At 55.8% G+C, this 12,507-nt stretch carries 11 protein-coding genes; 8 read left to right on the top strand and 3 right to left on the bottom strand.

The genetic code is table 11. The features are described 5' to 3' along the window. The first annotated feature begins 44 nt into the window (after window positions 1-44). The 8 genes from plsX (at window position 45) to H6G07_RS03195 (ending at window position 7,643) form a co-directional block, all read left to right on the top strand. Window positions 45-1,079: a phosphate acyltransferase PlsX gene (plsX, locus tag H6G07_RS03230; protein WP_073606458.1), complete on the top strand. Its 1,035-nt coding sequence runs from the start codon at window positions 45-47 to the stop codon at window positions 1,077-1,079. Window positions 1,080-1,094: 15 nt separating this feature from the next. Next, window positions 1,095-2,078 (top strand): beta-ketoacyl-ACP synthase III, encoded by a 984-nt coding sequence (locus H6G07_RS03225; RefSeq protein ID WP_073606459.1) that lies wholly within the window; start codon window positions 1,095-1,097, stop codon window positions 2,076-2,078. Window positions 2,079-2,300: 222 nt separating this feature from the next. After that, the gene (gene fabD, locus H6G07_RS03220) at window positions 2,301-3,188 is read left to right on the top strand and encodes an ACP S-malonyltransferase (protein WP_073606460.1); all 888 of its coding nucleotides are present in this window, start codon (window positions 2,301-2,303) and stop codon (window positions 3,186-3,188) included. Window positions 3,189-3,254: 66 nt separating this feature from the next. Then, entirely contained in the window at window positions 3,255-3,893 is a 639-nt protein-coding gene (locus H6G07_RS03215) for a lysophospholipid acyltransferase family protein (RefSeq protein WP_073606461.1), read from the top strand. Further along, complete coding sequence (locus tag H6G07_RS03210) at window positions 3,883-4,293, top strand: DUF2288 domain-containing protein (protein WP_338420669.1); 411 nt, start codon at window positions 3,883-3,885, stop codon at window positions 4,291-4,293. The genes H6G07_RS03215 and H6G07_RS03210 overlap by 11 nt, the downstream gene beginning before the upstream one ends. After that, window positions 4,283-5,368 carry an AI-2E family transporter gene (locus tag H6G07_RS03205; protein WP_084172813.1) on the top strand — a complete coding sequence of 362 codons (1,086 nt, stop codon included), beginning with the start codon at window positions 4,283-4,285 and terminating at the stop codon, window positions 5,366-5,368. The genes H6G07_RS03210 and H6G07_RS03205 overlap by 11 nt, the downstream gene beginning before the upstream one ends. A 91-nt stretch (window positions 5,369-5,459) precedes the next feature. Beyond that, entirely contained in the window at window positions 5,460-6,458 is a 999-nt protein-coding gene (locus H6G07_RS03200; protein WP_084172814.1) for a homogentisate phytyltransferase, read from the top strand. A 33-nt stretch (window positions 6,459-6,491) separates the two neighbouring features. After that, window positions 6,492-7,643 carry a geranylgeranyl reductase family protein gene (locus H6G07_RS03195; protein ID WP_073606463.1) on the top strand — a complete coding sequence of 384 codons (1,152 nt, stop codon included), beginning with the start codon at window positions 6,492-6,494 and terminating at the stop codon, window positions 7,641-7,643. A gap of 100 nt (window positions 7,644-7,743) precedes the next feature. Here H6G07_RS03195 and H6G07_RS03190 read toward each other — a convergent pair whose 3' ends face one another. From H6G07_RS03190 to H6G07_RS03180, 3 genes are all read right to left on the bottom strand, one after another. Beyond that, window positions 7,744-8,964 carry a type II secretion system F family protein gene (locus H6G07_RS03190; protein ID WP_073606464.1) on the bottom strand — a complete coding sequence of 407 codons (1,221 nt, stop codon included), beginning with the start codon at window positions 8,962-8,964 and terminating at the stop codon, window positions 7,744-7,746. Window positions 8,965-9,209: 245 nt separating this feature from the next. After that, window positions 9,210-10,334, bottom strand: coding sequence for a type IV pilus twitching motility protein PilT (locus tag H6G07_RS03185; protein ID WP_073606465.1), 1,125 nt, complete (start codon window positions 10,332-10,334; stop codon window positions 9,210-9,212). A 143-nt stretch (window positions 10,335-10,477) separates the two neighbouring features. Beyond that, complete coding sequence (locus tag H6G07_RS03180; protein WP_073606466.1) at window positions 10,478-12,481, bottom strand: GspE/PulE family protein; 2,004 nt, start codon at window positions 12,479-12,481, stop codon at window positions 10,478-10,480. Between the last annotated feature and the right edge of the window lie 26 nt (window positions 12,482-12,507).

Raw genomic sequence — 12,507 nt, 5'->3', positions numbered from 1 at the left:
GGTAGTCTGCTAGAATTTCCTCAGGTTTTTAACAGATTTAGCAGATGGGTTTTAACCGGGCACGCATTGCTATTGATGCCATGGGGGGAGATTTTGCCCCAGGTGAGATCGTTGCAGGTGCCATTCGCGCCAAGGCCGAGCTAGATGTCGATGTTGTCCTGGTCGGTGATATCGATCAGATCAAGGCATCTACGGCTAGTCCGGAGCAACTGGTGGGCATTGAGCTAGTGCCCGCCGAGGGCAGCATCGAAATGCACGAAGAGCCACTCAGCGCCCTGCGCAAAAAGCCTCAAGCCTCTATCAACGTGGCGATGGACTTGGTCAAGCGCAATGAGGCCGACGCAGTAGTGTCTGCGGGGCACTCGGGGGCAGCGATGGCTGCCGCCCTGCTGCGTTTGGGACGGCTGAAGGGTATTGACCGACCGGCGATCGGGGCTGTGTTTCCCACCGTGGTCGCCAACAAGTCGGTGCTGATTTTAGATGTGGGGGCCAATGTAGACTGCCGCCCCAAGTATCTAGAACAGTTCGCCATCATGGGCACCATCTATTCTCGCTACGTGTTGGGGGTCGATAACCCTCGCGTGGGGCTAATCAATATTGGCGAAGAGCCCAGCAAAGGCAACGACGCGGCCTTAAAGGCTCACCAACTGCTGGAAGAAAATCCCAACATTCCCTTCGCGGGCAACGCTGAGGGGCGCGACATTCTCTCGGGCCAGTTTGATGTGGTGGTCTGCGACGGTTTCGTGGGCAACGTGCTGCTCAAGTTTGCCGAAGCGGTGGGTGAGTCGGTGCTGCAAATCTTGCGGGAAGAGCTGCCCCAAGGCGTGCGCGGCAAGATTGGAGCCTCAATTCTCAAGCCCAATCTGCGGCGCATTAAGCAGCGAGTCGATCACGCCGAGCATGGCGGTGGCCTACTGCTGGGTGTAGCTGGGGTGACGGTGATTAGCCACGGCAGCTCCCAGGCACCCTCGGTGTTTAACGCCATTCGGTTAGCCAAAGAAGCGGTCGACAACCGCGTTCAAGACCGCATTCAGGCCCAGTACCAGCGGGTGGCTATACCCGCAGCAGACGGAGAATAACCCGTGGAACAGTTTATGCCCGGTGTGTCACTGGTGGGCAGCGGTTCGGCACGCCTAACCATACCGCTCAGCAACGATGACCTCAGCCAGCGTGTCGATACCTCTGACGAGTGGATTGCGGCCCGTACGGGCATCCGCCAGCGCCACATTGCGGCTCCAGACGAGTCGCTTGCCTCCTTAGCAACTGAGGCTGCTCGTAATGCGCTAGCGATGGCTGAGGTAGCCGCCGAAGAGGTCGATCTAATCGTGTTGGCAACCTCTACCCCTGACGACCTCTTTGGTAGTGCCTGCCGGGTACAGGTGGCCCTAGGAGCAACTCGCGCCGTGGCCTTTGACCTCACTGCCGCCTGCTCAGGGTTTGTGTTTGCCCTGGTTACAGCGGCGCAATACATTCGCACCGGAGTATTTAAGAACGTGGTAGTGATCGGGGCCGACGTGCTCTCTCGCTGGACGGACTGGGACGATCGCACTACCTGTGTGCTATTTGGCGACGGGGCCGGGGCCGTGGTGCTACAGGCGGCTGAGCGCGATCGCCTGCTTGGCTTTGAGTTGTGCAGTGATGGCTCCTTAAATCACTGCCTGAACCTGGCTTACCAACCTGAATCCGAGGTTCTGGTTGGAGACATCACCGTTCAGAAAGGCACCTTCGCCCCCATCACCATGAATGGACGCGAAGTCTATAAGTTCGCCGTCAACCGCGTCCCCGAAGTGATCGAAAAAGCTCTCTTCCGCGCCAACCTCACCACCGCCGATATTAACTGGCTGGTGCTCCACCAGGCCAACCAGCGCATTCTTGACGCGGTAGCCGAGCGCCTAGACGTACCCGCTGAGCGCGTAGTCAGCAACATGGCCCGTCACGGCAACACCTCCGCCGCCTCTATCCCTATTGCCCTCGACGAAGCCGTGCGGGCCGGGAAAATAAAAGCTGAAGATGTGATTGCTACTGCTGGTTTTGGGGCGGGGCTGACCTGGGGCTCTGCCATCATCCGGTGGGGCTAGGCAATTGGGCCAGCTGCTGTTGCCAAGTCAGATAGTCGACTTAGGTTTCCCCTCACCCTCGCTCTCCTTCCCACGGCGGTTTCAGTGAGCATTTTGTGAGACAGTATCTTGTGTAGTTCTGGCAGCGCTAATAACTTTGTAGGTCAGCCCTGAATCTAGGGATGGGACAAGGCAGGTATTGGGGCTGGCCGCGATCGCCACACAAGTCGGGAAGGTAGAGGCATGACAAACGCAGCATGGGTATTTCCTGGGCAAGGTTCCCAGGCGATCGGCATGGGGACAGACCTGGCCACCGTGGCCCCAGCCCAAGCGCGCTTTGCCGAAGCTGAGGCCATCCTGGGCTGGTCGGTGCTCGATGTGGTTCAAGATGCTGCCGACAAGGTTTCGAACACCCTTTATACCCAGCCCTGTCTGTACGTCATCGAAAGTATTCTGGTTGATTTACTCAAAGAGCAGGGACACCAGCCAGCGGTTGTAGCTGGCCACAGCCTGGGAGAATACGTTGCCCTCTACGCCGCTGGCGTCTTTGACTTTGCCGCCGGGCTGACCCTGGTGCAGCGTCGTGCCGAGCTGATGGCTCAAGCCTCTGACGGCATGATGGCTGCCCTGCTGGGCTTTGATGCCGATGAGCTAGCTGCCAAGATTGAGGCCACCCCAGGCGTGGTGCTCGCCAACGACAACAATCCTGGTCAGGTAGTGATCTCAGGCACGCCGGAGGCCGTCACCACGGTGATGGAAGGTGTGAAAGCCAAGCGGGCTGTGAAGCTCAATGTCAGCGGGGCTTTCCACTCGCCGCTGATGGCTGATGCCGCCGCAACATTTCAGGAAGTTTTAGAACCAATCCCCTTCGCCACTGCTCAAGTGCCGGTGCTCTCCAACGTAGACCCTACCCCCTCCACTGACGGCTCGGTGTTGAAGCAGCGGCTAATCCAGCAGATGACAAGCTCTGTGCGCTGGCGCGAGATTACTTTGGCGTTGCCAGAAATAGGCATTGACACAGTAGTCGAAGTGGGGCCAGGGAATGTGCTCACCGGGTTGACCAAGCGCACCTGCAAAGAACTCGCGCTGGTCAACGTAGGTAATCTAGAGCAGGTTGCCAGTGCAGGCTGAGCCCCACGCGACAGTCCTAATTTCCTAGGCAAAGGGACTTTGATGGTTTTACAGAATAGGCCCGAGATGAGCCGCGATCGCGAACCCCCCGTTAACCTGCTGTGGTACCACCTGTTCAAATGGTCGGTGGTGAGCCCGATGCTGGGCCTCTATTTTCGGGGCCGGGTCTACAGCACAGATCAGGTGCCCCAAACTGGCGGGTTGGTGGTGGTCGCCAACCACGCCAGCGATTTTGACCCACCGCTGCTCTCTGCTGCCGTGCGCCGCCCCGTCTCCTACATGGCCAAAGAAGAGCTGTTTAAGGTGCCGGTGCTCAGTCAGGCCATTCGCCTCTACGGGGCCTACCCCGTGAAGCGGGGCAGCGCCGATCGCAGTGCCATTCGCGAAGCCCTCAAGCAGTTGGAGCAGGGCTGGGCGGTGGGCATTTTTCTCCAGGGCACTCGCACGCCCGATGGCCGCATTCCTGAACCCAAAATCGGCGCGGCGCTGATTGCGGCCAAGGCTCAGGTACCGCTGCTGCCCGTCAGCCTCTGGGGCACCCAGCGCATTTTCACCAAGGGTTCGTCGATACCCCGCCCCGCTCCCCTCACCATCCGCATTGGCGCGCCCATCGCCCCACCCCCCTCCACGGCCCGCGAAGGGTTAGAGGTAGTCACCGCTCAGTGCGCCGCCGAGATTCACCGCCTCCACGACCTTGGCCGCTAATCTCCTCACCTACCCCTCCACTCCCCACCCCTCCACCCCCATCCCGCCCCATCTGGTAGCCTGTAACAAACCCGCGATCGCACCCGGCAAGCCCATGTCCCAAGACCTCAAACAAGAACTCACCGATATGCTTGCCCCCGCCGACTGGGCCTGGATCAGCCCCCACGCCAATCGGGGGGCAGTGGTGGTAGTTGACCCACAGCTAGATTTAGTCGAGGTGGGCATGGCGATCGCCACCGACAATACCGCTGCTGTCAACCATTGGATTGCCGAAGCGCTAATCACCAAACCCTCGCCCTTGCAGCTAGAAGTGTGGGATCAAGCCGCTAAAAAGCAGTTCCAATCGTTGATTGTGCAACCCTTCGTGCTCGTGCAAGAAGCCCCAGTCCATGAAAACTGAGGAAGCCCAGGAAGAAACTGCCCCGGGAGCGTCGCCTCGGAGCAAAGATAGTATCTGGGCCGCTTTGGGCACCAGCACTCTAGTGCGATTCTTGCTGTTGTTTGCCAGCGGCTGGGCCACCATTCAGCTACTGGCCTACTTTGAAGTGCTGATAGTGGTGTTTGTCACTGCTACGATTCTGGCGTTTTTGCTCAACCATCCGGTCACCTGGCTCAGCCGGTGGCTACCGCGCGGGGTAGCGGCGATCGCCGTATTTCTCACGTGCTTAGCCATTATTGTTGGCCTTTCCCTCACCCTAGGCATGGCGGTGTTATCCCAGGGGCAGCAGCTTTCCGCCAGCATACAAAATTTTTCTGACTCGGTCGCCCCCTGGCTCAGCAGTGCCGAAGATCTCTTGGAGACGCTAAATCTGCCCGTCGATTTGCAGGGTTTAGAGCCTCAGCTGCAGAACCAGGCCGTCACTATCCTCACAACGGGGCTAGGGCTCCTGCAATCAACCCTAGCCAACCTGGTTCTCGCCATCCTAATTGCGGTTGTGACCCTGTTTATGATGCTGGATGGGGCCAAAATTTGGTGGTGGTTGCTCAACCACCTGCCCATTCGCAACAAAAGGCGCTTCAATACCGTCATTCAGCACAATTTGCTGGGTTTTTTCTGGGGTCGCCTGCTGCTGGCCGCGTTTTCTATTACCTCCACCTTTGCGGTCTTTGCCTTTTTGGGCATGCCCTTTCCGCTGCTGCTCGCCGTCATTGCCGGGTTATTTAATTTGATTCCAGGCATTGGGGCTACCCTAGGGATCAGTATTGTGTCCTTGCTGCTGCTATCTCAAGGGGTGTGGTTAGCCCTTCAAGCCGTTGTCGTTTGCGTTGCCGTAGAACAGATTGAAGAAAATTTGCTGCTGCCTTACATCATGAAAGACTCGTTAGATATCAATCCCGTAGTCATGTTTTTTGCGTTGATTGTTGGGGCTACGGTAGCTGGAGTGTTGGGACTTTTTCTAGCGGTGCCCGTGGCTGGGGTAATTGTCACCTGGCTGGATATTGAAGCGATGCGGGGAAAACCCACCCGAGACTAAAAAATCAGCCCAGCCTAGTTAAAGTAGGCCAATAAATAGGCCATCAGCCGATAAGCTAGAACACTGAACCCCTGGCGATAAAACTTGATTTATGACCAACGCTGCCCCGCCAAACTCCTCCATGCCCCAGGGGAAGCGGCTGCGCTTTACCCAGTCTCCCCGCCCCTGGCTCTACGCTCTCTGGAAATTTTGGCGGCCTCACACAGTCATTGGTACTAGCTTGAGCGTAGTGGGCGTTGCCGCTATCGTTTTGGCTGATTTAGAGTTCGATAATCTTCTACCCTTCAAGCTTCTGCTGAGTGTAGTCGGGACTGCCGTGGTGGCCTGCCTGCTGGGCAATCTCTACATTGTTGGACTCAATCAGCTCGAAGATATTGCGATCGATCGCATCAACAAGCCTCACCTGCCCCTAGCCGCTGGAGAATTCTCCGTTGCTGATGGCCGCTGGATTGTTGGCTTAGCGGGCCTAGGAGCCATGGGTTTGGCGGTTGTAGGCGGTCCCTGGCTGTTGGCGACAGTGGGCCTGAGCCTGATCATCGGCACCGCCTATTCGCTGCCCCCGGCGCGGCTCAAACGATTTCCTTTTTGGGCCTCAGTGTGTATTTTGGCGGTGCGGGGCACCATTGTAAATTTGGGATTGTTTTTGCACTTTAGCGATCGCCTCAATTTGCCTCTCACCGTTCCTGGTCGAGTTTGGGCGCTGACGGCGTTCGTTCTGCTATTTAGCATTGCTATTGCACTATTTAAGGATATTCCCGACATTGAGGGCGATCGCCGCTACGGCATTCGCACTCTGTCTTTAAAACTGGGCCAGCGCACCGTGTTTAAGCTGGCGCTGGGTATTTTGACTGTCTGCTATCTGGGCATGGCGCTAGTCGCCCCCTGGCTGACCGAAGTCAATCGGCTTTTTCTGGCCGGATCGCACCTGCTGGTGCTAGCTTTCCTAGGGTGGATGAGTCTTCGAGTTTCCCACAGCGGTCAAAACATCGCAGCTCAGAAAAAACTAGCCTATCCCGAGTTTTACCAATTCATTTGGAAACTATTTTTCCTGCAATACCTGATGTTCCCCCTAGCCTGCTGGCTGGCCTAGCCCAGAGCAGACTGGCACAACGGATCTAAAACCATGTACGACTGCATCATTGTTGGTGCCGGCCCCGCCGGAGCCACCGCCGCCTACCACCTCAGCAAAGCCGGACACCAAGTACTGCTACTCGATGCCGCCAAGCTCCCTCGCTACAAACCCTGTGGCGGCGGCGTCTCGCCCCAGGTAGCTCAGTGGTTTGACTTTGACTTTGCCCCCGCCATCTCTGTTAAGGTGCGCAAGGTGCGCTACACCTTCAACATGACCGACCCCATTGAGGCCGAACTGCCCGCCGAAAAAGCCCTGTGGATGGTGCGACGCGACGAGTTTGATCACTTCATTGTGCAGCAGGCCCAAAAACAAGGGGCGACCTTGTGGGATGGCACCAAGGCCCAAAGCATCGAAAATCAAGGAGATTTTTGGCAGGTCAACACTACTCAGGGGCCAGTTCAAGGGCGTTTTTTGATCGCAGCAGACGGAGCGCGGGGGGCAATGGCCAAGTGGCTGGGCTTTTCTCAACGGCGATACAAACTGGCCGCAGCCCTAGAAGCTGAGCCTCGACTGGAGGTTCCCAGCGAGCCCGTAGTGCATTTTGACCTAGGCCTCATGCAGCAGGGCTACCTATGGAACTTCCCCAAAGCCGATGGCTACTCCATCGGTGGAGGTGTATTTCGCTCCGGAGCTCAGCGCAAGCAAGACCTGCGAACCCCAGTCAGTGACTATTCTGCTGCTTTTGGCGTAGACGCCAGCACCGTGCAACACTTTGGCCACCCCATATTCATTTGGGATGGCCCTCAGGATCTGCATACCCACCGGGCCGTGCTGGCAGGGGAAGCCGCCTGCGTAGTCGATCCCTTCACGGCTGAGGGCATTCGCCCCTCCATCTTTAGCGGACTCAAGGCTGCAGAGGCGATCGCCCAGGCTCTTAAAGAAGACAATCAACCCCCAGTCTCGAAGGGGCATCGAGCCCTCACAACCTATAGCCAGGTAATGAACACAGAATGGGGTGAAGAGATGCGTTGGGCCAGACGCATAGCCCGCCTAGTCTACAGTGCACCGGCCTTAGCCTATCGTGCTGGGGTGAAACGTCCCTCCAGCACTCTAACCATGGTGAAGGTGTTCTGCGGTGAGGTCAGTTATGGCGAGGTCGCCCACAGAGCTATCCAGCGACTCAGCAAAGGGCTACTGTCTTAGCTCGATTAGACCGTTAAACGCACCAATAGCCAAGGCAAAGATGCCTTGGCTATTGGTGCGAGCAATTGTCCCAGATTGGACTCCAGAGGGCTGCTAACCCTTAACCAATCGCATCCATAATCTTGAACATTGGCAAGTACATCGATATCAAAATTGACCCTACCATGCCACCCAACACCACAATCATGATCGGCTCCATGATGCTGGTTAGAGCTTTTACGGCCTGTTCTACCTCATCCTCATAGAAGTCAGCCACTTTCATCAGCATTGCGTCTAACTCCCCTGTTTCTTCCCCAATGCTGATCATCTGAATCGCCATGCCGGGAAACACCGCGTGCTTTTGGAGTGCCAAGCTAATCATGCCTCCACCCTGGACATCTTTACGGGCCTCGTCTACAGCCTCAGCAATCACCTGATTACCCGCCGTGTCCCGCACAATTTCCAACGCTGTTAGAATCGGTACCCCAGATTTCGACAGAGAACCAAAGGTGCGGCAAAAGCGCGCAGTAGCCGTTTTTTGGATCAGGTCACCAAACAAAGGCATCTTGAGGGATAAACGGTCAATCACCCGTCGCCCGTTTAAAGTGGCGTAATATCGACGGTAGGCAAATGTCAACGCCGATATCGCTGCTATCATGAACACCCAGTTTAAGGGTTGGCGTAAAAACCGGCTGATCATCATCATCACCTGAGTAAAGACCGGCAGATCAGCCCCTAGGTCTTCAAACATATCGGCAAAGATCGGCAGCAAAAATACCGTCATACCGACAAAGATAATCACCGCCAAGAACCCTACCGTTACTGGATAGGCCATGGCCGACTTAATCTGGTTCTGCAACCGGGCTAAATCTTCCAGTAGCTTAGCCAGACGATTGAGCACTTCATCGAGTACGCCACCGACCTCACCCGCTTGGATCAGTGCTACGTAAAGGTTATCAAAGCAAGCGGGGTGCTTACGCATCGCATCAGACAGGTTGGTGCCCTGCTGCACGTCAGCGTTAATGGCCATCAGTGCCTTCTTAAGTTTAGGGTTGGCGCAGTCATCTGCCAGTACCCCTAACCCTCGCACCAGAGCAACACCAGCGTTAACGAGAGCAGCAAACTGACGGGAAAAGATCGCCTTGTCCTTAACCGTCACCTTGGTCATGGAGGTTTTAATGCTCTCCATGTCAATAGTGAACCCGGATTCCTCCTTGATATCCATCACGTAGAGGCCCTGATCTTTCAGGCGATTGCGGGCCTCATTGGGATTCTCGGCGGCGATCCGCTCTTTGCGCTGGGCTCCGTTGGTGTCGCGACCAATGGCAACGTAGGTAGGCATGGCTAATAGCTCAATGGCTTAAAAGTACTGCAATTATAGCGACGGGTTCAGCTGACCGAACCCGCTAAATCTACCCGAACTCGCGTGGTGCGTGCCTTGCTCTAGCAGCATGGTCACTTTGCTCCTAGGTTTAACCCCAAACCCGTGAGAGGAATAGATAGTCTATGCTCCCTCTCTAGACTAGGGCACTCAGTTTAATTTTCCCTAAGCGCCCTATTTAGTTACATGGAGCCGTTTGCCCAGGCTTAATGGCGTCCGGCTGCTGCCCCTTGGCGGGCAGCAGCATTGGGTGCTGGCGCTCCTCCAATCAGCCGTTGTAGCTCGTCGGGGCGAGAGGTCTTAGACATGGCGGCCTCAAAGGAAATCGTGCCCGCCTTGTAGAGATCAGCCAAAACCTTTTCTAGGGTCTGCATGGCCAGCTTCCCTCCGGTCTGGATGGCCCCGTAGATTTGGGGGGTTTTACCTTCCCGGATCATGTTGGCGATCGCTGGGGTAATCACCATAATTTCTTGAGCCATGATACGGCCAAACTCACCGGGTTTAGGATTGGCCTTGGGCACCAGGGTTTGGCTGAGTACCGCCACTAGCGAGCCTGACAACTGCACCCGAATCTGCTGCTGCTGTTCCGGCGGAAATACGTCGATCATCCGGTCAACGGTTTGGGCCGCTGAGCTAGTGTGCAGGGTACCAAAAACGAGGTGCCCTGTTTCTGCGGCCGAAATGGCCAAGGAAATGGTTTCGAGGTCACGCATCTCACCCACCAGAATTACGTCTGGATCTTCCCGCAGAGCAGCGCGCAGGGCATTGGCAAAACTTTTGGTATCTTCCCCAATCTGGCGCTGGTGAATCAGGCTTTTGATGGGCTCATAGACAAACTCAATTGGATCCTCAACGGTGAGAATGTGCTCAGGCCGCGTGAGGTTGATGTTGTTAATCATTGAGGCCAGAGTGGTCGATTTTCCAGAACCCGTGGGTCCGGTTACCAGAATTAGGCCTCGAGGCTTCTCTGACAGCTCCCGCACAATGTTGGGTAACCCCAACGTATCCATACTCGGGATTTTGGAGCTCAGGGCTCGCAAACAGGCTGCATAGGTACCTCGATCTTTGTAGACATTGACCCGAAAGCGGGCCAGCCCCTTGACGCCGTAGGAGCAATCTAGTTCCCAAGTCTGCTCTAGCTGTTTGCGCTGGGTATTGTTGAGCATGCTGAAGATCAGCCGCTGACACGACTCGGCAGTCATCGGCTCGTGCTCGGTGGGGGTGAGTTTGCCGCTAATGCGGATATAGGGGGGCAAACCTGCGGAAAGGTGCAGGTCAGAGCCACCCCGCTCAATCACCTCTTCCATCAAGTCTTCGATCATCAATTCCATAGGGCTACCTCATGGGGGTTGAGAAACGTCGAGAAAATCCAGCGTTGGAAAAGCTTAGGCTAAGCCGATAAAACAATTGGTGCTGTAAGACCCGTTGTTGCTAACAAGATGCCCACTTGGGCACAAAATGCTGTCAACAACCGCTAATCGTGAAAGCGGGGAGTGAGACAGTAGGGACAATCAAGCCAATCTTGCTGAAGCTCAGCGGCGCAACTGGCACAAGTCAGCGAGGCCTTGCGCTTAGATTTCAGTTCTGCCTCCAGGCCTGTATCCGTAAAGGTTACCCGTTCCACTTCATCTAGGGTGGTGTATCCCTGGCGGACTAGGTCTAGGCTGTAGGAAAGTAGAGTCTGCATACCTTCTTCTACCGCTGCCTCCTTGATTAACTCAGTCGGGGCACCTTCAGAAATCAACTTTTGCAGGCGCTCGGTGACGCGCAGCACTTCGTATACTCCAACTCTGCCCTTGTAGCCACCACCTTGACATCTTTGGCACAGAGTATTGTTATCTTTAGCGGCCACAAGTTCTTCTACAGTAAGAGTATTAGCCTGATAGAAGGTGATATCTGATTCAGAGGCAGAACTCAGACCAAAGTGAGCTAGATCTTCGTGAGTCGGGCTGTAGGCAATGCGGCAGTCTGTGCACACTCGCCGCACTAGACGCTGAGCTAGTACCCCAATCAGGGCGCTAGAAACCATGAATGACTCTACCCCCATTTCGTCAAGACGGGCGATCGCTCCAGCGGCGTCATTGGTGTGCAGCGTCGTCAGCACCAAGTGCCCCGTCAAAGCGGCTTCGATTGCCGTCTTAGCCGTTTCGCGATCGCGGGTTTCACCCACCAGAATCACATCGGGGTCTTGGCGCAAAAAAGCGCGTAGAATCGACGCAAAATCCATGCCCTTTTCGCGAATCACCTGCACCTGGGTTAAACCAGGCAGCGTGTATTCGATTGGGTCTTCGGCAGTGCTGATATTGATACCGGGGTCGTTACGCTCTGATAACACCGAGTAGAGAGTCGTGGTCTTCCCCGAACCGGTCGGGCCAGTCACCAACAGCAGGCCAAAGGGCCGAGAGGCCATCTCCTGCACAATGCGCAGGGAATCGGGGTCAGTAATTAACTTATCTAGACCGAGCTGAGTCGCTGAGTTATCTAGAATTCGCAGCACCACCTTCTCGCCGCAGCGACTGGGTAGGGTGTTGACTCGAAAGTCAACTTTGCGCCCCTGGAACACCCGCCGAATCCGACCATCCTGAGGTGCTCGGCGCTCGGCAATGTCTAACTCAGCAATGATTTTAAAGCGGGCGGTAACTGCTGGGATGATCTTCTTGGGCATCTTCGGCAGCGCTTCTTTGAGCACCCCATCTTTACGGAAGCGCACCCTCAGATACTCCTCTTGAGGTTCAACATGGATATCAGAAACGCCTTCTTGTAGAGCTTTGGCCAAGATTTTGTTGACTAGGGCAATGACCGGAGCCGCACCGGCATCCTTGAGGGCCATGCCCAGGTCGGCCTCTTCGTCGATAACATCTTCTAAGCTGCCTGCGCCAAAATCGAGCTCTTCCAGGCTAGTGTTAACGTCAACGGCTGCATCTAGTTCTTCTTTCTTCTGCTTAGCTACCGCATCGTCTAGATAGGTAGACATTAGCCGCTGATAGTCTTCGACGGTAATGACCATGCGCCGAAGAGAGAGACCTTGGGCCCGCAAGATACGGTTGAGGTCGTCCTGAGCTTCCAAATTCTCTGGGTCGACCATGGCAACGAGCACCGAAGGGGTCTCACCTTGATCCTTGGAAAGAGGCACCAAGCGGTGGCGACGGCAGATATCCACTGGTACCAGGGTATCGATTAGTTGCCCGATTTGCGCCGGAGAAATATCGTTGAGTTCGGGATCGAGGGATTCAACCCCGTAAAGAATTTTGAGCTCAAAAAGCTGCTGTTTTTTGTACTGCCGCAGCAGTTCGGGAGAGAGCTGCTGCCCGGTGAGCGACTCAAGCACATCAGTCAGCGACTGCCCACTTTTGCGGCTCTCTGCCAGGGCTTTCTGCATCTGCTCAGAGTCAACATAGCCCGCTTGAATGAGCTTGTTGCCGAAGGGCGAAAAACTCCGCTGAAGTACTAGAGCTCGCCGTGAGGAGGAATTAGTCATAGCGCTGATGCCAAAGTGCTGGTGTA

Origin of the sequence: Phormidium tenue FACHB-1052, assembly GCF_014696675.1 — a bacterium.
Taxonomy (GTDB): Bacteria; Cyanobacteriota; Cyanobacteriia; order Phormidesmidales; family Phormidesmidaceae; genus Nodosilinea; species Nodosilinea tenuis_A.
The sequence above is the reverse complement of the archived record's forward strand: the minus strand, read 5'-3'. Positions and strand labels throughout refer to the sequence as shown.

Bases quoted from the DNA above. Each gene is read 5' to 3' on its own strand.
- plsX (WP_073606458.1), top strand. From the start codon at position 45: ATGGGTTTTAACCGGGCACGCATTGCTATTGATGCCATGGGGGGAGAT.
- H6G07_RS03225 (WP_073606459.1), top strand. From the start codon at position 1,095: ATGCCCGGTGTGTCACTGGTGGGCAGCGGTTCGGCACGCCTAACCATA.
- fabD (WP_073606460.1), top strand. From the start codon at position 2,301: ATGACAAACGCAGCATGGGTATTTCCTGGGCAAGGTTCCCAGGCGATC.
- H6G07_RS03215 (WP_073606461.1), top strand. From the start codon at position 3,255: ATGAGCCGCGATCGCGAACCCCCCGTTAACCTGCTGTGGTACCACCTG.
- H6G07_RS03205 (WP_084172813.1), top strand. From the start codon at position 4,283: ATGAAAACTGAGGAAGCCCAGGAAGAAACTGCCCCGGGAGCGTCGCCT.
- H6G07_RS03200 (WP_084172814.1), top strand. From the start codon at position 5,460: ATGACCAACGCTGCCCCGCCAAACTCCTCCATGCCCCAGGGGAAGCGG.
- H6G07_RS03195 (WP_073606463.1), top strand. From the start codon at position 6,492: ATGTACGACTGCATCATTGTTGGTGCCGGCCCCGCCGGAGCCACCGCC.
- H6G07_RS03190 (WP_073606464.1), bottom strand. From the start codon at position 8,964: ATGCCTACCTACGTTGCCATTGGTCGCGACACCAACGGAGCCCAGCGC.
- H6G07_RS03185 (WP_073606465.1), bottom strand. From the start codon at position 10,334: ATGGAATTGATGATCGAAGACTTGATGGAAGAGGTGATTGAGCGGGGT.
- H6G07_RS03180 (WP_073606466.1), bottom strand. From the start codon at position 12,481: ATGACTAATTCCTCCTCACGGCGAGCTCTAGTACTTCAGCGGAGTTTT.